The sequence below is a fragment of the Streptomyces sp. NPDC058045 genome (genome assembly GCF_042885635.1).
Taxonomy (GTDB): Bacteria; Actinomycetota; Actinomycetes; order Streptomycetales; family Streptomycetaceae; genus Streptomyces.
The window spans coordinates 1-19,534 of sequence record NZ_JBHVRR010000031.1; the positions used below are offsets into that span (position 1 = coordinate 1).

Here is a 19,534-nt window from a genome sequence, read left to right on the forward strand (position 1 = left end):
TACTGCAGGGGGGACCCTGTGGGAGAGTAGGACGCCGCCGAACAGTCATTGATGAGAGGCCCCCGTGCTTGCACGGGGGCCTCTCGCATTTCCAGAGTTTTTTGCTGCCTTGGCCCGCCGCCCTTTTTTCGGAGTTTTCTTCAGAGCTTTCCGGCGGCTTTGAGGGCGAGGTAGGCGTCGGCGAGAGCGGGGGGCAGTTCGTCGGGGAGGGCGTCGACCACGGTGACGCCGTGGCGGCGGAGGCGTTCTGCGGTCTGTCGGCGTTCCGTTGCGGCCTGGGCGGCGGCTGCGGCTCCGTATACGGCGTCGATGGTGCCGCGGCCGGTGGACATGCGGGCAAGGTGCGGGTCGGCGACGGAGGCGGCGATGACCGTGTGGCGCTGGGTGAGTTGGGGGAGTACCGGCAGCAGGCCCTCTTCGACGGGGGCTGCTTCGAGGGTGGTGAGCAGGACGATGAGGGAGCGGCGGGGGGCGGTGCGGAGGGCGGTGGCGGCCATGCCGTGGGCGTCGGTTTCGACGAGTTCGGCGTCCAGGGGGGACAGGGCGGTGACCAGGGCGGGGAGGAGTTCGGCGGCTGGTCGGCCCTGGACCAGGGCGCGGATGCGGCGGTCGTAGGCGAGCAGGTCGACGCGGTCGCCGGCGCGGGAGGCGAGGGCGGCGAGGAGGAGGGCGGCGTCCATGGCGGCGTCGAGGCGGGGTGCGTCGCCGACGCGGCCGGCGGCGGTGCGGCCGGTGTCGAGGACGAGCAGGATGTGCCGGTCGCGTTCGGGGCGCCAGGTGCGGACGGCGACGGTGGTCTGCCGGGCGGTGGCCCGCCAGTCGATGGAGCGGGTGTCGTCGCCGGGTACGTACTCGCGGAGGCTGTCGAATTCGGTGCCTTCGCCGCGGAGCAACACGCTGGTGCGGCCGTCGAGTTCGCGGAGGCGGGCGAGTTTCGACGGGAGGTGGCGGCGGCTGTGGAACGGGGGCAGGACGCGCACCGTCCATGGCACGCGGTGGGTGCCTTGGCGGGCGTAGAGGCCGAGGGGGCCGTAGGAGCGGATGGTGACGCGGTCGGCGGTGCGGTCGCCGCGGCGGGTGGGGCGGAGGCGGGTGGTGAGGCGGCGGCGTTCGCCGGGCGGGATGGTGAGGCGGTGGCGGGAGGCGTCGGTTTCGGTGCCGGGTTGCCAACTGCTGGGCGGCCAGGCGTCGCGGAGGCGGGCGCGTAGGGGGCGGCGGGTGGGGTTGGTGACGGTGAGGGTGATGTCGGCCGGTTCGCCGGGGCGGGCGGTGGTGTCGCCGGAGCGGCTGAGGGTGAGGCGGCGGACGGGGGCGGCGAGGGCGGCGTCGCAGGCGCAGGCCAGGGCGATGGGGGTGTTGACGGCGAGGAGGCCGGTCCAGCTCGGGTCGAGGAGGCCGACCGGGAGGGTGCCGAGTGCCGTGAGGAGGGCGGCGCGTCCGGTCAGTGCCATGGTCGGTCCTTGTCGTTCGTGCCGGGTGCCGGTTCGGGTGGGGCGGGTCAGCGGGGTACGGGGACCTGGCTGAGGATCGCTTCGATGACGGAGTCGGCGGTGACGCCTTCCATTTCGGCTTCCGGCCGGAGTCTGACGCGGTGCCGGAGGGTGGGCAGGGCGAGGGCTTTGACGTCGTCGGGGGTGACGTAGTCGCGGCCGGTGAGCCAGGCCCAGGCGCGGGCGGTGGAGAGGAGGGCGGTGGCGCCGCGGGGGGAGACGCCGAGGGTGAGGGAGGGGGATTCGCGGGTGGCGCGGCAGATGTCGACGACATAGCCGGTGATGTCGGTGGAGACGGTGGTGGCGGCTACGGCTCGGCGGGCGGCGTCGAGTGCGGCGGGGCCGGCGACGGGCCGGATGCCGGCGGCGGTGAGGTCACGCGGGTCGAAGCCCTGGCTGTGGCGGGTGAGGACGTCGATCTCGTCCTGCCGGGAGGGCAGTGGCACCGTCAACTTGAGGAGGAAGCGGTCGAGTTGGGCTTCGGGCAGGGGGTAGGTGCCTTCGTACTCGACGGGGTTCTGGGTGGCGGCGACGAGGAACGGTTCGGGGAGGGGGCGGGGGGTGCCGTCGACGGTGACCTGGCGTTCTTCCATGGCTTCCAGGAGTGCGGACTGGGTTTTGGGCGGGGTGCGGTTGATCTCGTCGGCGAGCAGCAGGTGGGTGAAGACGGGGCCGGGCTGGAAGGAGAACTCGGCGGTGCGGGCGTCGTAGACGAGGGAGCCGGTGATGTCGCCGGGCATCAGGTCGGGGGTGAACTGGACGCGCTTGGTGCCGAGTTCGAGGGAGGCGGCGAGGGCGCGCACTAGGAGGGTCTTGGCGACGCCGGGGACGCCTTCGAGGAGGACATGGCCCCGGCACAGCAGCGCCACCACCAGGCCGGTGACGGCGGGGTCCTGGCCGACGACGGCTTTGGCGATCTCCGTGCGGAGTGCTTCGAGCCCGGCGCGGACGGCCGCCGGGTCGTCGGTGGCGACCTTGGTGAGGGGGGCGTTGTCAGTGGTGGGGTCCATCATGGATGGCGTACCTCTCGTTCGAGGGCGTCGAGCTGGTCGGCGAGGGCGATGAGGGCTGCGTCGTCGCTGGGTGGCGGCCCGAAGAGGAGGGTGTGCAGGGCGGGGCCCGGGGTGCCGAGGCGGGCGGTGAGGGCGGGGACGAGTGCTTCGGGGGTGTGGGCCTGGGCGGTGGGGGTGCCGGTGAGCGGGGCGAGCCGGTCGCGGGTGGCGGTGCGCAGTGCGGTCGCGGCCCGGTCGCGGGCGCGGTGTCTGCGGTAGAGGCGGGCGCGGCCTTCGGCGGTCTCGGAGGCCCGTACGGCGACGGGGAGGCGTTCGGGGACGAGGGGGCCGAAGCGGCGGGCCCGCCAGGCGGCGGTGAGCAGGACGGCGATGAGGAGTTGGGCGGTGGCCCAGAGCCAGCCGCCGGGGATGAGGTCGAGGAGGGTGCGGTTGCCGCCGGTGGCGGTGGAGTCGGTGAGGGAGGGGAGGTACCAGACGAGGTGGGGGCGGGTGCCGAGGAGTTGCAGCGCGAGGGAGGCGTTGCCCTGCTGGTCGAGGCGGCTGTTGTAGAGGAGGTCGGGGGCGCCGAGGAGGACGGTGTCGCCGGTGGCGGCGGGCAGCCGGACGAGGGTGGCGGGCCCGTCGCTGCGGTAGCAGGTGTCGGCGTCGGGGAGGGCGGTGGTGTAGCGGCGCCCGCCGGTGTCCGCGGGGCCGGCGCGGCGGGCGGCGGGCAGGTCGCAGCCGGGGCTGAGGGTGGTGGTCGTGCTGGGGCCGTCGGCGAGGGCGACGCCGGGGGCGAGGGTGCCGGTGGCCCTCTCGCCGGGGGCGATGAGGACGGTGCGGCCGCCGGCTTGTGCGGTGGCGGTGTGCAGTTGGGTCTGCTGGTGCCGGGTCAGCAGGTCGGGGACGGCGACGAGGAGGGTGGTGTCGGGGCCCGCGGCGGCGGCTGCGGCGTCGGCGGTGGTGACGGTGCGGGTGGATACGCCGCGGTCGGCGAGGAGTTGGGCGACGGCGCGGGAGCCGAGGGGGTCGGCGGCCCGCGGGTCGAGCCTGCCGTGCTGGTCGCCGGAGCGGACGGTGGCGATGGTGACGGCGGTGGCCAGCAGCAGGACGGCGGCCAGGAGGAGGCCGCGGTTGCGGGTCCACATCCGCCGGGCGCCGGGTGCCGTCGAAGTGGCGACGGTACGCGGGGTGTTGGCGGCTGGTGCGGTGTCGGCGGGTGGGGTGGTGCCGGTGGGGCCGGGGCGGGTGTCGGTCATGGGCGGGGCTCCGGGGGCGGTCCGCCTGAGCCGGTGCCGCCGGTGCCGGGTGCGGTCGTGGTGAGGACGGGGCGGGCGCGCTCCAGGGCCTGGTCCAGGTCGGTGAGGCGGGCGTAGGCCGTGGCGTCACCGGGGCGGCCGCCGTAGGTGACGTCGTCGAAGTCGCGGGCCGCGGTGCGTAGTTGGGGGCGCAGGGCGGGCAGGGGGCGGGCGGCTTCGGTGGCGGCTTCGTCGGCGGTGCGGCCGGCGCGGGGTTCCAGCAGGGCGCGTTCCTCCAGGGCGCGGACCACGGCCCGCATCCGGTCCTGGACGGCGAGGCTCCAGTGCTGCTGGGCGGCGTGGGCCTCGGCGGCGGCCCGGTACTGGGCGGCGGTCCGCGGCTGATCGGCGAAGAGGGGTTCGGCGGTGGTGGCGCGGCGCTGCGGGGTGCCGAGCCGCCACCACAGGGCGGCGGCGAGCGCGGCCACCGCCAGCAGGATCACGACCAGGCCGAGGGCGCCGCCGGGGGTGGCGCCGGCGACTCCGGCGAGCAGGTCCCCGATCCAGCGCCAGACGTGGTCCATGAGTTGTTGCAGCAGGCCGGGGTCGTGCTCGTGGTAGCGCTGCTCGGACAGTTCCCGGCGGGCCGCCTCCCGGGCCGCTTCCCGCCCGATGCGCACCGGCGGGCCCCCGTCACCGCCCGCCGCCCGCAGCACGTCCCCCGTGCCCCGCACCCGGTCAGCGTCCCGCGGTCGGGCCGGGGTCCGGGAGGCCGGCGGCGCGGGCGAGTTCCAGGTCCAGGGCCTCGCGGCGGATGCGCTGGTCGATGTAGAGCAGCACCGTCACACCGGCGCTGATGGGCAGCGTCAGGGTGGTGCCGATCACCGAACCGATGCCGGTGAGCACCAGGAACGTCCAGTTGAGGTCGCCGCTGCCGAGCAGTCCGCCGACGCCGTCGCCGGTGATCACCGAGGCGATCACGGTGAACGGCACCACGATGATCGCCGCCACGATGTACGCGATGAGACCGGCCAGCAGCTGGATGCCGAACACCCGCCACCAGGAGCCGCGGACCAGTTTGGTGGAGCGGCTGAGGGCCTTCAGCACGGTCTGCCGCTCCAGCATCAGCGCCGGGGACGCCAGCGAGAAGCGGATCATCAGCCACACCGCGACGACCGTGGTGGCGAGCCCGCCGAGTACGGCCAGGGCGACGCCCGGGTCGTGGGGGCCGGCGACGGCCATCAGGATGCCGGGCAGGGCGCCCACTCCGATGAGGAGCATCGTCAGCAGCGGCAGCAGCAGCGTCAGCCCGAGCAGCCGCAGCAACTGCGGCCGCGCCTCCTGCCAGGCTTCGGCGACGGTGGCCGGGCGGCCGAGGACGGCACGGCTGGTCACCGAGGTCAGCAGGGCGGTGGCGACGACGGTGCCCAGCAGCGTGATCAGCAGCACCAGCACACTGCCGAGCAGGTTCAGCAGCACCGTCGACATCAACTCGTCGTTGCTGGCGCCGGGGTCGAGCAGCGGGTCGGTGCCGGTGGAGTCGCCGAGGGCGTAGCGCTGGAGGAAGAGCGCGCCGATCTCGGTGACGACGGCCACGGCCAGCGAGATGCCCAGCACGGTCCGCCAGTAGGCGCGCATCGTGGAGACGGCGCCGTCGAGGATCTCGCCGACGCCGAGCGGGCGCAGCGGGATGACGCCCGGTTTCGCCGCCGGTGGCTGCGCCGACCAGCCCCAGCCCGGACCGTGCTGCCCGCCCCACCCGGCGCCTCCTCCCGGGCCGCCCGTGCCGGGGCCGCCGGGTGGCGGGGTGCCGCCCCGGCCGGACCCGGCCGTGGGGGAGTGCGGCGGGGTGGGGCCGCCGGTGCCGCTGCCGGGCGCGGTCCACTGGGCGGGCGGCGGCTGCTCCTTGGACCACTTCGGCGGTGTGCCGTCCTGCTGGGGCGGCACCTCGGCGGTCCCGTCCTGGCCGGCGGCCCCCGGCTGCTCCGGGTCGGAGGAGGCGGATCCGGGCGATGCCCAGCCCGGAGTGTCGTTCATCGTCGCTCCTTCACAGTGCCCCGCCCGCGGGCGCGGCGGCAGGTTGGCAGCCATCGTGCCACGGTGCCCGCCGGCACCGACCGGGCGGACCCGTACCCGTGCCCGAACCGGTCCCCGGGCACCCTCGCCCGGTTCGCCGTCGGCTGAACTTCTGCTGGACGCCGGGTACGGGGCAGACTGGGCAGATGGCTGATCAGCAAGCGCATCCCCCCGACCCCGGGCCCGTCCCGCGAGACCCCGGGGACGAGGCCGCCGGGGCGCCGTCCGCGGCGACGGGGGCGGCCGACGGTCCCGGCGGTAGCGGCCCCGGTGACGGTCCCGGCGTATCGGGCGCCGCGGGTCCCCGCGGCTTCGGTGACCTCGCTGGTCGTCCCGGTCCCGCGGCCACTGGCACATACGGCCCGCGGGAGTCAGCAGGGGTGCCGGCCATCCGCTGGGCCGAGGGGGCCGAGGGGCCGGCCGGGGCGGTCGTGGTGCTGCTGGACCAGACGCGGCTGCCCGCCGAGGAAGCCGAGTTGGTCTGCGCCGACCCGCAGGCCCTGGTCGGCGCGATCCGCAGTCTCGCGGTGCGCGGTGCGCCGCTCCTCGGGATCGCCGGCGCCTACGGGGTGGCGCTCGCCGCCGCCCGCGGCCATGACGTGGACCAGGCGGCCGCCGCACTCGCCGCGGCCCGGCCCACCGCCGTCAACCTGGCGTCCGGAGTGCGTCTCGCACAGGCCGCGCACCGCGGCGCCCTCGCTGCCGGAGCGGACGCCTCCGCCGCCGCCCGCGCCGCGCTGGCCGCCGCCCGCGACCTGCACACCCGGGACGCCGAGGCCAGCGCCCGGATGGCCCGGCACGGGCTGGCCCTCCTCGACGAGCTGCTGCCCGCCGGCGCGCACCGCATCCTCACCCACTGCAACACCGGCGCCCTGGTCTCCGGCGGCGAAGGCACCGCGTTCGCCGTCGCCCTCGCCGCCCACCGCGCGGGCCGCCTCGCCCGCCTCTGGGTCGACGAGACCCGCCCCCTGCTCCAGGGCGCCCGCCTCACCGCCTACGAGGCCGCCCGGCACGCCATGCCGTACCGGCTGCTCACCGACAGCGCGGCCGGTTCCCTGTTCGCCGCCGGCGAGGTCGACGCGGTGCTGATCGGCGCGGACCGGATCGCCGCCGACGGCTCCGTCGCGAACAAGATCGGCAGCTACCCGCTGGCCGTCCTCGCCCGCTACCACCATGTGCCGTTCGTGGTCGTCGCACCGGTGACCACACTCGACCCGGACACCCCCGACGGGCCGTCCATCGAAGTGGAGCAGCGCCCCGGCCGCGAAGTGACGGAAATCCCCGCCGTGGTGGCGGCACCGGGAACGGAACCGGCCGCCGTCGCACCCCCGGGAACTCAGGCGTACAACCCGGCGTTCGACGTGACGCCACCCGAGTTGGTGACGGCGATCGTCACCGAAGAAGGCGCCGTGTCGCCCGTGACAGCGACGGCGCTCGCCGAGCTGTGTGCCAGGTCACGCCAGGTAACGATTAGCTAATGGGATGATGGCGTTCATGAAGGGACGAGTCCTTGTCGTCGACGACGACACCGCACTGGCCGAGATGCTCGGGATTGTGCTGCGTGGTGAGGGTTTCGAGCCGTCGTTCGTGTCCGACGGGGACAAGGCGCTGGCCGCATTCCGCGAGAGCAAACCGGACCTGGTCCTCCTGGACCTGATGCTGCCCGGCCGTGACGGCATCGAGGTATGCCGCCTCATCCGGGCCGAATCCGGCGTGCCCATCGTCATGCTCACCGCCAAGAGCGACACCGTGGACGTCGTCGTCGGCCTCGAATCAGGCGCCGACGACTACATCGTGAAACCGTTCAAACCCAAGGAACTGGTCGCCCGCATCCGGGCGAGGCTGCGCCGCTCCGAAGAACCCGCACCCGAGCAGCTCGCCATCGGCGACCTCGTCATCGACGTCGCCGGCCACTCCGTCAAACGCGAAGGCCAGCCCATCGCCCTCACCCCCCTCGAATTCGACCTCCTGGTCGCCCTCGCCCGCAAACCCTGGCAGGTCTTCACCCGCGAAGTCCTCCTCGAACAGGTCTGGGGCTACCGCCACGCCGCCGACACCCGCCTCGTCAACGTCCACGTCCAACGCCTCCGCTCCAAAGTCGAGAAAGACCCCGAACGACCCGAGATCGTGGTGACCGTACGCGGCGTCGGCTACAAGGCCGGACCGAGCTGACATGCCCAGGGACGACGGAGCCGCTCCGGCACCCGGCACGCCGGGAACCCGCCCGGAGCGGCCGGTCGGTCTCAGGACGCCGGGCCCACGCCTCACCCACCTCCTCGACGGCGTCCTCCTCCAGGGCGGCGTCCAGGGCAGCCCCGTGCTGCGGCTGTTCGCCCGCTGGATCCGCCGCCCCCTGCTGCCCGCCCTCCGCCTCTGGCGACGCAACATCCAACTCAAAGTCGTCGCCACCACCCTCCTGATGTCCTTCGCCGTGGTCCTCCTCCTCGGCTTCGTCGTCATCGGACAGGTCTCCCACGGCCTCCTCGACGCCAAGGTCAAAGCCAGCCAGAGCCAGGCCGAAGGCGGCTTCCGCGCCGCCAAGGACGCCGCCGACACCGCCAGCACCAACACCGGCAACCAAGGCGGCAACAGCCCCGACGGCCGCCCCGAACAGAACGCCGCCGCCTGGATCAACGACCTCGTCGGCCAACTCTCCAGCAGCGGCCAGAGCGCCTTCTACGTCGCCACCCTCACCCCCGGCGGCGACGGCGACACCTCCAGCGTCCGCGCCCCCCGCGCCCCCGACGCCGTCGACCCCATCGCCAGCGTCCCCGAAGCCCTCCGCAGCCGCGTCTCCGGCACCACCGGCGCCTCCCAGAGCTACACCCGCATCACCTACACCAACGGCCAGGCCTCCGAACCGGGCCTCGTCATCGGCAAGCAGCTCAACGGCATCAACGGCGACTCCTACCAGCTCTACTACCTCTTCCCCCTCACCCAGGAAGAGAAGTCCCTCGACCTCGTCAAGACGACCCTCGCCACCGCCGGCCTCTTCGTCGTCGTCCTCCTCGGCGCCATCGCCTGGCTCGTCGTACGCCAGGTCGTCACCCCCGTACGCATGGCCGCCGGCATCGCCGAACGACTCTCCGCCGGCCGCCTCCAGGAACGCATGAAGGTCACCGGCGAAGACGACATCGCCCGCCTCGGCGAAGCCTTCAACAAGATGGCGCAGAACCTCCAGTTCAAGATCCAGCAACTCGAAGACCTCTCCCGGATGCAGCGCCGCTTCGTCTCCGACGTCTCCCACGAACTCCGCACGCCCCTCACCACCGTCCGTATGGCCGCCGACGTCATCCACGAAGCACGCGGAGACTTCGACCCCGTCACCGCACGCTCCGCCGAACTCCTCGCCGACCAGATAGACCGCTTCGAATCCCTCCTCGCCGACCTCCTGGAGATCAGCCGCTTCGACGCCGGCGCCGCCGCCCTCGAAGCCGAACCCATAGACCTCCGCGACGTCGTACGCCGCGTCGTCGGCGGCGCCGAACCCCTCGCCGAACGCAAAGGCACCCGCATCCGCGTCGTCGGCGACCAGCAGCCCATAGCCGCCGAAGCCGACGCCCGCCGCGTCGAACGAGTCCTGCGCAACCTCGTCGTCAACGCCGTCGAACACGGCGAAGGCCACGACGTCGTCGTCCGCCTCGCCGCAGCAGGCGGCGCCGTCGCCGTCGCCGTACGCGACTACGGCGTCGGCCTCAAACCCGGCGAAGCCACCCGCGTCTTCAGCCGCTTCTGGCGCGCCGACCCCGCCCGCGCCCGCACCACCGGAGGCACCGGCCTCGGCCTCTCCATCGCCCTCGAAGACGCCCGGCTGCACGGCGGCTGGCTCCAGGCCTGGGGCGAAGCCGGCGGCGGCAGCCAGTTCCGCCTCACCCTCCCCCGCACCGCCGACGAACCCCTCCGCGGCTCCCCCATACCCCTCGAACCCGACGACTCACGCCGCAAGAAACGCGCCGCGAAACACCCCACCCCCCAGGGCGCCACCCGCAACCTCGCCACCGTCCCCGCCCAACCCCCCGCGGCCACCACCCCCCTACCGCCCCACACACCCGCACCATCCGCCCTCACCGGCACCACCCGCCCCGCACCACCCACCGCAGACCCCACCGCCCTCCCCGGCAACGGCGCCCGCGTCATCGCCCGCCCCGCACCCGGCGACCCGGCACCCCACAGCACCGACAGCACGGCACCCCCAGCGGGTGCGGACAACGCGGAGGGAACCCGTGGGTGAACCCCGCGCCACCGACCCGGCGCCCCACCACACCACCCCCCGCCACCCCCGGCGGACCCGGCACCTCCGCACCGGCGCCCTCCTCGGCTCCACCGCACTCCTCCTCGCCGGCTGCGCCTCCATGCCCGACAGCGGCGACGTCCACGGCGTCGAAGCCTCCCAACGCTCCGACTCCCAAGTCCGCGTCTTCCCCATGCCGCCCCGCGACAACGCCGGACCCGAAGAGATCATGCAGGGCTTCCTCGAAGTCCTCACCAGCGACGACCCCCAGTTCGAAATGGCCCGCCGCTACCTCACCACCGACGCCGCCCACACCTGGCACCCCGAACTCTCCACCACCGTCCTCACCGACGGCCCCAACCTCCAACGCACCACCGACCGCTCCGGCTACGACGACGCCGAAGGCCGCCAATACACCCTCAACGGCCGCAAGATCGCCACCGTCGACGAACAACACGCCTACGCCCCCGCCCAAGGCGGCTACCGCGAAACCGTCCACCTCACCCTCCAGACCCGCAACGGCCACCGGGAATGGCGCATCGACCGCCCCCCGAGCAGCGCCGTCCTCGGCACCTCCGACTTCCAACGCATGTACCGCCCCGTCGACAAGTACTACTTCGCCCGCGACGACTCCACCGGACCCGGCGCCCAAGCCCCCCTCGTCGCCGACCCCGTCTACGTACGCCAACGCCTCGACCCCGTCACCCAGACCGTCCGCTCCCTCCTCGCCGGACCCAGCCGCTGGATCGACCCCGCCGTCCGCAGCGCCTTCCCCGCCGGCACCGCCCTGCGCCCCGGAACCCGCGCCATCGCCCCCGACGACGAGAACCGGCTCCGCGTCCCCCTCAACACCAAAGCCGACCACATCACCCAGCCCCAGTGCCTGCGCATGGCCGCCCAGATCGTCTTCACCCTCCGCGACCTCACCGCCACCGGCATCGCCGAAGTACAACTACGGCGCTCCGACGGCTCCTCCCTCTGCGAACTCGGCAAGGACCGCGCCGAGACCGTCGCCCCCCACCACAGCGCCGACCGCCCCGGCCACCAGTACTTCCTCGACGACAAGAACCGCACCGTACGACTCCCCGCCACCGGCAGCGACGACCAGGCAGAACCCGTCCCCGGCCCCCTCGGCACCGGCGACAAACCCCTCTCCGCGATAGCCGTCGCCCGCGACGAACAACGCGCCGCCGGCATCTCCCTCGACCGCCGCACCCTCTACATCACCGACCTCGCCACCAGCGCCACCCTCGGCGAACCCGCCCTGCACAGCAAAGCCAAAGCCGAGAAGGACGGCCTCACCGCGCCCAGTTGGGACGCCCGCGGCGACCTCTGGGTCGCCGACCGCAACCCCAGGAAACCCGCCCTCCTCCTCCTCGACCCCGACACCGACCAGCCCCTCCGGGTCGACACCCCCGGCCTCGACCCCGCCCGCATCGAAGCCGTCCGCATCGCCTCCGACGGCGTCCGCATCGCCCTCCTCACCGAGGACCACGGCAGCACCTCCCTCAGCATCGGCCGCGTCCACCGCACCCGCGACGCCGACGGCGGCCCCGTCGTCACCGTCACCCAACTCCGGCCCGGCGCCCCGCAGATGGAAGACGTCACCGCCATGTCCTGGGCGGGCGGCAGCCGCCTCGTCGTCGTCGGCCGGGAATCCGGCGGCGTCCAGCAGATCCGCTTCGTCCAGTGCGACGGCTCCGCCCCCGCCAGCGGCGTCCTGCCCGGACTCACCGGCGTCCAGCAGATCGCCGCGTCCGACGACGACCGGCTGCCCCTCGTGGCCCACTCCGACGACGGCATCGTCCGCCTCCCACCCGGCACCCCCTGGCAGACCGTCCGCAAGAAGGGCACCGCCCCCGTCTACCCCGGCTGACCGGCCCGCGGCCCGACCGGTCACCCCGCTCACGGCAGCAGCATAGGCAGCGGCGCACCCTTCACAGCCCCTTGTCCACAAGCCCCATTCATCACAACAATCCCTGTCCACAAGCCTTGTCCACAGCCCCTGTCCACAGGGGTGGCCCGCCCGCCCCCGCCTTGGCAGAGTGAAGACATGCGAGGTTGGTGGCAGGACCTCATGGACCTGATGCTCCCCGCCGAGTGCGCCGGCTGCGGAATCCCCCGCACAGCACTCTGCGGACAGTGCCGAACGGCCCTGACGGGCGGCCGCCCACACCGGGCGCGGCCCCACCCGGAACCGCCGGGGATACCCGTGGTACACGCCGCGGCACCCTACGGCGACGAGGTCCGAGCCCTCATCCTCGCCCACAAGGAACGCGGCGCCCTCGGCCTGGCCCGGCCACTCGGCACCGCACTCGCCACAGCAGTCCGGGCCGGCTGCCACCACGGCGAGAACGACCTACTACGACAGGAGCGGGGGCAGGAGGGGCAGCGGCAGGGACTGGGGTGGCGGGATGGGGATGGGGCGGAGGGGAGGGGGGAGGGGGAGGGGCCCCACCCCGCCCCCTGGATCCTCGTCCCCCTCCCCTCCACCCCCCGTGCCGTCCGGGCCCGTGGGCATGATGCTGCGCGCCGGCTGGCCTTCGCGGCGGCGGGTGAGTTGAGACGGTCGGGGACCGCGGCGCGGGTGGCGCCGGTGCTGCGGCAGCGGCGGCCGGTCGCGGACCAGTCGGGCCTGTCCGCGCGGGAGCGCCGCCGCAATATGGCGGGTGCGCTGGGGGTGGCCGAGGGGGCCGGCCGGTTGCTGTCCGGCGCCGGGCGCATCGTGCTCGTCGACGACCTGATGACGACGGGGGCGACTTTGGCGGAGGCGGCCCGTGCATTACGTGTAGAGGGAACGGGGACCGGGGTAGGAGCGGCAGTGATCGCTGCCCCACCGGATTCCCTTGAAATAAACCGGAACTGACGGGAAACCTGCGTCGTTGCAGGTGGTGAGAGGTTCAATTCACTTGAACGGAGGTACACCGAACAAGAGGGTGACGCCATCCGCCGACTGGGGATATGTTCGGTTGTGAGGAATGACGGAGGTCGTCTCCTCGCATATCGGAATGCCTTCCGCGGGTTTCCGGGCCGTGTTTTCCACCTGTCATCCCCCTTGGGAGGGGTGGCGATCTCACCCGCGGGGGAGAAGGAGGTGGACGTCACCGAGTCCGAGGTTCCGGCGCCGGCCGGGGCCTGGTGCAATCGGGAGATCTCCGCCTCGTGCGGAGTGATCCGGGAACGGAGTTCTGCGTGGACATCGTCGTCAAGGGCCGCAAGACCGAGGTGCCCGAGCGGTTCCGCAAGCACGTGGCCGAGAAGCTCAAGCTGGAGAAGATCCAGAAGCTTGATGGCAAGGTGATCAGCGTCGACGTGGAGGTGTCCAAGGAGCTGAACCCTCGCCAGGCGGACCGCTGCGGCCGGGTGGAGATCACGCTCCGCACCCGTGGCCCGGTGATCCGGGCGGAGGCAGCCGCCAGCGATCCGTATGCGGCGCTCGACCTGGCGACGGAGAAGCTTGAGGCAAGGCTGCGGAAGCAGCACGACAAGCGGCGTACCCGGCGGGGCACCGGCAGGATCTCCGCCGCGGAGGTCGCCGAGCGGGTCCCCGACGCCGCTGTTCTCAACGGTGACGGCAGCATCGCGCGGGACGAGGAGAGCGACGGCGTCCCGACCAAGAAGGTCGGTTCCATCGAGGTCAAGGGCGACGGCCCGCTGGTGGTGCGAGAGAAGACGCATGTCGCGGCCCCGATGACGCTCGACCAGGCGCTCTACGAGATGGAGTTGGTGGGGCACGACTTCTATCTCTTCGTCGACTCGGAGACGAAGGAACCCAGCGTCGTGTACCGGCGGCACGCCTATGACTACGGCGTCATCCACCTCACCACGGACCCGATGGTCGCAAGCCCCGGTGACGGAGCCGGTGGGGCACTCGGCGGCTGAGCCGGGGAACCGGCGGCGCTCGCCCCGTCGTTGACCAGTTTGATCAGGTGGCCCCCGGGGGGTGTTGGTCCCTCTGGGGGCGCCTGTGCACCTGTGTACGACGGCTCCCGGATCGCTTGTGTGCACTGTCGCGCGGCCCGGCATGGAATCATGTCGCCCAGCCCAACCGCCGTACTGCTGAACGGGGTTGGGCGGGATCGCCCGGCAGTGAGACAACGGGCCACGGCCTTCAGGGGGAGGAACGATGGCGGACAGCTTCGGTCCGATGTACGACGAGGACGCCGGGGAGGGCGACACCGGTTTCGACGGGATGGGCTCGGACCGCGGGATGCGGCGGGCGGAGCCGATCCGGGTCCTCGTCGTCGACGATCACGCTCTTTTCCGCCGGGGCCTGGAGATCGTGCTTGCCGCCGAGGAGGACATCGAGGTCGTCGGTGAGGCCGGGGATGGTTCGGAGGCGGTCGACAAGGCGGCGGACCTGCTGCCCGACATCATCCTGATGGATGTCCGGATGCCCAAGCGCAGCGGTATCGAGGCGTGCACCTCGATCAAGGAGGTCGCCCCCAGCGCCAAGATCATGATGTTGACGATCAGCGATGAGGAAGCTGATCTGTATGACGCGATCAAGGCGGGCGCGACGGGCTATCTGCTGAAGGAGATCTCCACCGACGAGGTGGCGACGGCGATCCGTGCGGTGGCCGACGGGCAGTCGCAGATCAGTCCGTCGATGGCTTCGAAGCTGCTCACCGAGTTCAAGTCGATGATCCAGCGCACCGACGAGCGGCGGCTGGTGCCGGCGCCGCGGCTCACCGACCGTGAGCTGGAGGTGCTGAAGCTGGTCGCCACCGGCATGAACAACCGGGACATCGCCAAGGAGCTCTTCATCAGCGAGAACACGGTGAAGAACCATGTGCGGAACATCCTGGAGAAGCTTCAGCTCCACTCCCGGATGGAGGCCGTGGTCTACGCGATGCGGGAGAAGATCCTCGAAATCCGCTGAACTGCCGCCCCGCGTCGGCCGGTTCAAGCACCGCTTCCGCTGAGCCTCCCTCCCTCGTGCGGGTCCGCCGCCCGGTCCGCCTTCTGTCTTCCGCCCACCGCTCCGCCCGCTCAGGTGCGGGCCAGTGCCGTCTTGAGTTCCGTGGCCAGTCGGTCCCGCACCTCCCCGCCGGTGACCCGCTCGATACGGACGTCGGAGCACCCGACCCAGCCGGCGGCCGTCACCAGGGCCTCGGCCACGCCGCGCAGCGCTTTGGCGTCGCAGATCTCCATCGACACCTGCCGTGCGACCAGGGTCGTTCCGTCCCGTCCCGGGTCGACGCGCCCCACGAGGCGTCCCCCGGTGAGGACCGGCATGGCGAAGTAGCCGTGCACCCGCCGTGGCCGCGGCACATAGGCCTCCAGACGGTGGGTGAAGCCGAAGATCCGCTCGGTGCGCGCCCGTTCCCACACCAGTGAGTCGAAGGGGGAGAGCAGCGTCGTACGGTGCCGGCCGCGGGGCTCGGTCTCCAGGGCGGCCGGGTCCGCCCAGGCGGGGCGGGACCAGCCGGCGACGTGGACCGGGACCAGTCCGCTGTCGGCGATCACCGTGTCGAACTGCTCGGCCTTCAGCCGGTGGTAGTCGGCTATGTCGGAGCGGGTGCCGACGCCGAGTGCGCGCCCGGCCTGTGCCACCAGCCGCCGCAGGCACTCCCGGTCGTCCAGCCCGTCGTGCAGCAGCCCGGTGGGGATGGCGCGTTCGGCCAGGTCGTAGACGCGTTTCCAGCCGCGGCGGGTGGTGCAGACCACTTCGCCGTACATCAGGGCTCGTTCGACGGCGACCTTCGCGGCGGACCAGTCCCACCAGGGGCCGCCGTTCTTCGCGCCGCCCAGCTCTGTCGCGGTGAGCGGGCCCTCGCTCTGCAACTGGGCCAGGACCTGCTGGTAGGCGCCGTCGGGCAGGTGGTGGTTCCAGTGCGGGCGGGCGCGGTAGGCGCGGCGGCGGAAGGCGAAGTGCGGCCATTCCTCGATGGGGAGGATGCAGGCGGCGTGCGACCAGTATTCGAAGGAGTGGGGCGGGCCGCCCTCGGCCGGGGTCCAGTAGGCGTTCTCGACGGTGCGGCGGCCGACGGGGCCGAGGCGGGCGTAGGGCACCAGCTCGTGGGAGCGGGCGAGGACGGAGATGGTGTCGAGCTGCACGGCGCCGAGGTGGCGCAGGACGCCGCGGACTCCGGCCCGGCGGTCGGGTGCGCCGAGGAGGCCCTGGGCGCGCAGGGCGATGCGGCGGGCTTCGTCGGCGGTGAGCTCGACGGCGGGTGCGTGCGGACTCTGCATGACTGGCACGATAGGCGCCGCCACTGACAGTGGTCCGCCGCCGGGAAAATTCGGTGGGGATCGGTGCGTGACGATTCGTCGCTCGCTGTGTCTTAGGTGTGGGGGACGGGCGGGTTTTCCGGCCGGAGGCGGCACCTTCGGCGGCTCCCGGCCGTTGTCCCCTTTGGCCTTCGTGTGTTGTCGTCCTGCCACACCTCCCGGCGTGGCGGGGTCCTCGCTTACGATGGCCGTTGCTCAACGGAAACCGACCGCCAGGCCGACCGGCAAGGAGACCAACCCCCGTGTCCGTCCTCTCGAAGATCATGCGTGCAGGCGAAGGCAAGATCCTGCGCAAGCTGCACCGCATCGCGGACCAGGTCAACTCCATCGAAGAGGACTTCGTGAGCCTCTCCGACGCCGAGCTGCGGGCCCTCACCGACGAATTCAAGGAGCGTCTCGCGGAGGGCGACACCCTTGACGACATCCTCCCGGAGGCGTTCGCCGCGGTCCGTGAGGCCGCGAAGCGGGTCCTGGGGCAGCGTCACTACGACGTGCAGTTGATGGGCGGTGCGGCGCTGCATCTCGGGTATGTCGCCGAGATGAAGACCGGCGAGGGCAAGACCCTGGTGGGTACGCTGCCGACGTATCTGAATGCGCTGTCCGGCAAGGGCGTGCACCTGATCACGGTCAACGATTATCTGGCCGAGCGCGACTCCGAGATGATGGGCCGCGTCCACAAGTTCCTCGGTCTGAGCGTGGGCTGCATCCTGGCGAACATGACGCCGGCGCAGCGCCGCGAGCAGTACAACTGCGACATCACCTACGGCACCAACAACGAGTTCGGCTTCGACTACCTCCGCGACAACATGGCCTGGGCGCAGGACGAACTCGTCCAGCGCGGCCACAACTTCGCGGTGGTGGACGAGGTGGACTCCATCCTCGTGGACGAGGCGCGTACGCCGCTGATCATCTCCGGTCCGGCCGACCAGGCGACCAAGTGGTACGGCGATTTCGCGAAGCTGGTGCTGCGGCTGAAGCGCGGCGAGGCGGGCAACCAGCTCAAGGGCATCGAGGAGACCGGCGACTACGAGGTCGACGAGAAGAAGCGGACTGTCGCGATCCATGAGTCCGGTGTGACCAAGGTCGAGGACTGGCTGGGGATCGACAACCTCTACGAGTCGGTGAACACCCCGCTCGTCGGCTACCTCAACAACGCCATCAAGGCGAAGGAACTCTTCAAGAAGGACAAGGACTACGTCGTCATCGACGGCGAGGTCATGATCGTCGACGAGCACACCGGTCGTATCCTCGCGGGCCGCCGCTACAACGAGGGAATGCACCAGGCGATCGAGGCGAAGGAGGGGGTGGACATCAAGGACGAGAACCAGACCCTCGCCACGATCACCCTGCAGAACTTCTTCCGCCTCTACGACAAGCTGTCCGGGATGACGGGTACGGCGATGACGGAGGCCGCCGAGTTCCACCAGATCTACAAGCTCGGCGTCGTCCCGATCCCCACCAACAGGCCCATGATCCGCATGGATCAGTCGGACTTGATCTACCGCACCGAGGTCGCCAAGTTCGACGCGGTCGTGGACGACATCGCGGAGAAGCACGAGCAGGGGCAGCCGATCCTCGTCGGTACCACCTCGGTGGAGAAGTCCGAGTATCTGTCGCAGCAGTTGAGCAAGCGCGGTATCCAGCACGAGGTGCTCAACGCCAAGCACCATGAGCGGGAGGCGTCGATCGTCGCCCAGGCCGGCCGCCGCGGCGCTGTCACCGTCGCGACCAACATGGCGGGCCGCGGTACCGACATCAAGCTCGGTGGGAATCCGGACGATCTGGCCGAGGCCGAGCTGCGGCAGATGGGCCTCGACCCGGTGGAGCATGTCGAGGAGTGGGCGGCGGCGCTGCCCGCCGCGCTGGAGAAGGCCGAGCAGTCCGTGAAGGCCGAGTTCGAAGAGGTCAAGGACCTCGGCGGGCTGTATGTCCTGGGCACCGAGCGGCATGAGTCCCGCCGGATCGACAACCAGTTGCGCGGTCGCTCCGGCCGTCAGGGCGACCCGGGCGAGTCCCGTTTCTATCTGTCCCTGGGCGATGACCTGATGCGGCTCTTCAAGGCGCAGATGGTCGAGCGCGTCATGGCCATGGCCAACGTCCCGGACGATGTGCCCATCGAGAACAAGATGGTCACCCGCGCCATCGCCTCCGCCCAGTCCCAGGTCGAGCAGCAGAACTTCGAGACCCGCAAGAACGTCCTCAAGTACGACGAGGTGCTCAACCGGCAGCGCGAGGTCATCTACGGGGAGCGGCGCCGCGTCCTCGAAGGTGAGGACCTGCACGAGCAGATCCAGCACTTCATGGACGACACCATCGACGCCTATGTCTCCGCCGAGACCGCCGAGGGTTTCGCCGAGGAGTGGGACCTCGACCGGCTGTGGGGCGCGTTCCGGCAGTTGTACCCGGTCAAGGTCACCATCGAGGACCTGGAGGACGAGGCGGGGGACCGCGCGGGTCTCACCGCGGAGTTCATCTCCGAGTCGATCAAGGACGACATCCACGAGCAGTACGAGGCGCGTGAGGAACAGCTCGGCTCCGACATCATGCGTGAGCTGGAGCGCCGCGTGGTGCTGTCGGTCCTGGACCGCAAGTGGCGTGAGCACCTCTATGAGATGGACTACCTCCAGGAGGGCATCGGCCTGCGCGCCATGGCGCAGAAGGACCCGCTGGTCGAGTACCAGAGGGAGGGCTTCGACATGTTCGGCGCCATGATGGACGGCATCAAGGAGGAGTCCGTCGGCTATCTGTTCAACCTGGAGGTCCAGGTCGAGCAGCAGGTCGAGGAGGTTCCGGTCGAGGACGCGGAGTCCACCACCTCCCAGGAGAAGGAGCCGGCGCAGGACGCGGTCCCGGCGGGCGCCGGTCGCCCCGAGATCCGCGCCAAGGGTCTCGACGCACCGCAGCGGCCCGACCGGCTGCATTTCTCCGCGCCGACCGTCGACGGTGAAGGCGGCGTCGTGGAGGGCGACTTCGCCTCCGGCGAGGCGCCGGCGCGGTCCGAGTCGGACGGTATGACCCGTGCCGAGCGGCGCAAGCAGCAGAAGGGCGGACGCCGCCGCAAGAAGTAGCCGCAGCCACCGCACCCCGGCGCCCGCCATCACATGGGCGCCGGGGTGCGGTGCTGTCCGGCGCGGTGCCCTTTCCCTCCGCCCCGCTCCCTGCCCCTCTCGGGGGGGAGGGGGACGGGGCGGAGGGATTCGCGCTGGAGCGATGAGTTCTGCGGTCCCGGGGAGTCGTTCCTCTGTACAGACACGGGTACGGGCAGATGCGCCG

14 protein-coding genes are annotated in these 19,534 nt (G+C 71.9%); 8 read left to right on the forward strand and 6 right to left on the reverse strand.

Annotation, left to right across the window (positions count from 1 at the left end; genetic code table 11):
• Positions 1–140: 140 nt before the first annotated feature.
• From ACFVST_RS19490 to ACFVST_RS19510, 5 genes are read right to left on the reverse strand one after another with little or no spacing between them, the layout of a single operon-like run.
• On the reverse strand, positions 141–1,451 hold the full coding sequence (locus ACFVST_RS19490; RefSeq protein WP_390153207.1) for a DUF58 domain-containing protein: 1,311 nt from the start codon (positions 1,449–1,451) through the stop codon (positions 141–143).
• A gap of 47 nt (positions 1,452–1,498) precedes the next feature.
• The gene (locus tag ACFVST_RS19495) at positions 1,499–2,503 is read right to left on the reverse strand and encodes an AAA family ATPase (protein ID WP_390153210.1); all 1,005 of its coding nucleotides are present in this window, start codon (positions 2,501–2,503) and stop codon (positions 1,499–1,501) included.
• Positions 2,500–3,741: a DUF4350 domain-containing protein gene (locus tag ACFVST_RS19500; protein WP_390153212.1), complete on the reverse strand. Its 1,242-nt coding sequence runs from the start codon at positions 3,739–3,741 to the stop codon at positions 2,500–2,502. The genes ACFVST_RS19495 and ACFVST_RS19500 overlap by 4 nt, the downstream gene beginning before the upstream one ends.
• Positions 3,738–4,454, reverse strand: coding sequence for a DUF4129 domain-containing protein (locus ACFVST_RS19505; RefSeq protein ID WP_390153215.1), 717 nt, complete (start codon positions 4,452–4,454; stop codon positions 3,738–3,740). The genes ACFVST_RS19500 and ACFVST_RS19505 overlap by 4 nt, the downstream gene beginning before the upstream one ends.
• Positions 4,455–4,458: 4 nt before the next feature.
• Entirely contained in the window at positions 4,459–5,757 is a 1,299-nt protein-coding gene (locus tag ACFVST_RS19510; protein WP_390153218.1) for a hypothetical protein, read from the reverse strand.
• Between the two features lie 419 nt (positions 5,758–6,176).
• On the opposite strand from ACFVST_RS19510, the gene mtnA reads away from it, so the two are divergent.
• From mtnA to ACFVST_RS19545, 7 genes are all read left to right on the forward strand, one after another.
• Positions 6,177–7,274 (forward strand): S-methyl-5-thioribose-1-phosphate isomerase, encoded by a 1,098-nt coding sequence (gene mtnA, locus ACFVST_RS19515; RefSeq protein ID WP_390153221.1) that lies wholly within the window; start codon positions 6,177–6,179, stop codon positions 7,272–7,274.
• Between the two features lie 4 nt (positions 7,275–7,278).
• Positions 7,279–7,968, forward strand: coding sequence for a two-component system response regulator MtrA (mtrA, locus tag ACFVST_RS19520; RefSeq protein ID WP_390153224.1), 690 nt, complete (start codon positions 7,279–7,281; stop codon positions 7,966–7,968).
• A 1-nt stretch (position 7,969) separates the two neighbouring features.
• Entirely contained in the window at positions 7,970–10,027 is a 2,058-nt protein-coding gene (mtrB, locus tag ACFVST_RS19525) for an MtrAB system histidine kinase MtrB (protein WP_390153226.1), read from the forward strand.
• Positions 10,028–10,148: 121 nt separating this feature from the next.
• Positions 10,149–11,903: an LpqB family beta-propeller domain-containing protein gene (locus tag ACFVST_RS19530; protein ID WP_390153348.1), complete on the forward strand. Its 1,755-nt coding sequence runs from the start codon at positions 10,149–10,151 to the stop codon at positions 11,901–11,903.
• A gap of 177 nt (positions 11,904–12,080) precedes the next feature.
• Positions 12,081–12,893 carry a ComF family protein gene (locus ACFVST_RS19535; RefSeq protein ID WP_390153229.1) on the forward strand — a complete coding sequence of 271 codons (813 nt, stop codon included), beginning with the start codon at positions 12,081–12,083 and terminating at the stop codon, positions 12,891–12,893.
• Positions 12,894–13,219: 326 nt separating this feature from the next.
• The gene (gene hpf / locus ACFVST_RS19540; protein ID WP_390153232.1) at positions 13,220–13,909 is read left to right on the forward strand and encodes a ribosome hibernation-promoting factor, HPF/YfiA family; all 690 of its coding nucleotides are present in this window, start codon (positions 13,220–13,222) and stop codon (positions 13,907–13,909) included.
• A gap of 244 nt (positions 13,910–14,153) precedes the next feature.
• Positions 14,154–14,909 carry a response regulator gene (locus ACFVST_RS19545; protein WP_390153234.1) on the forward strand — a complete coding sequence of 252 codons (756 nt, stop codon included), beginning with the start codon at positions 14,154–14,156 and terminating at the stop codon, positions 14,907–14,909.
• A 110-nt stretch (positions 14,910–15,019) separates the two neighbouring features.
• Here ACFVST_RS19545 and ACFVST_RS19550 read toward each other — a convergent pair whose 3' ends face one another.
• Positions 15,020–16,222 carry a winged helix-turn-helix domain-containing protein gene (locus tag ACFVST_RS19550; RefSeq protein ID WP_390153237.1) on the reverse strand — a complete coding sequence of 401 codons (1,203 nt, stop codon included), beginning with the start codon at positions 16,220–16,222 and terminating at the stop codon, positions 15,020–15,022.
• 281 nt (positions 16,223–16,503) lie between these two features.
• Here ACFVST_RS19550 and secA point away from each other — a divergent pair, with 281 nt between their 5' ends.
• Complete coding sequence (secA, locus tag ACFVST_RS19555; protein ID WP_390153240.1) at positions 16,504–19,329, forward strand: preprotein translocase subunit SecA; 2,826 nt, start codon at positions 16,504–16,506, stop codon at positions 19,327–19,329.
• The last annotated feature ends 205 nt before the right edge of the window (positions 19,330–19,534 follow it).

What these genes read in the sequence shown, in the direction of transcription:
- ACFVST_RS19500 (WP_390153212.1), bottom strand. Translation starts at nt 3,741, where the DNA reads ATGACCGACACCCGCCCCGGCCCCACCGGCACCACCCCACCCGCCGAC.
- ACFVST_RS19530 (WP_390153348.1), top strand. Translation starts at nt 10,149, where the DNA reads ATGCCCGACAGCGGCGACGTCCACGGCGTCGAAGCCTCCCAACGCTCC.
- ACFVST_RS19495 (WP_390153210.1), bottom strand. Translation starts at nt 2,503, where the DNA reads ATGATGGACCCCACCACTGACAACGCCCCCCTCACCAAGGTCGCCACC.
- mtrB (WP_390153226.1), top strand. Translation starts at nt 7,970, where the DNA reads ATGCCCAGGGACGACGGAGCCGCTCCGGCACCCGGCACGCCGGGAACC.
- ACFVST_RS19550 (WP_390153237.1), bottom strand. Translation starts at nt 16,222, where the DNA reads ATGCAGAGTCCGCACGCACCCGCCGTCGAGCTCACCGCCGACGAAGCC.
- ACFVST_RS19510 (WP_390153218.1), bottom strand. Translation starts at nt 5,757, where the DNA reads ATGAACGACACTCCGGGCTGGGCATCGCCCGGATCCGCCTCCTCCGAC.
- mtrA (WP_390153224.1), top strand. Translation starts at nt 7,279, where the DNA reads ATGATGGCGTTCATGAAGGGACGAGTCCTTGTCGTCGACGACGACACC.
- ACFVST_RS19490 (WP_390153207.1), bottom strand. Translation starts at nt 1,451, where the DNA reads ATGGCACTGACCGGACGCGCCGCCCTCCTCACGGCACTCGGCACCCTC.
- ACFVST_RS19535 (WP_390153229.1), top strand. Translation starts at nt 12,081, where the DNA reads ATGCGAGGTTGGTGGCAGGACCTCATGGACCTGATGCTCCCCGCCGAG.
- ACFVST_RS19545 (WP_390153234.1), top strand. Translation starts at nt 14,154, where the DNA reads ATGGCGGACAGCTTCGGTCCGATGTACGACGAGGACGCCGGGGAGGGC.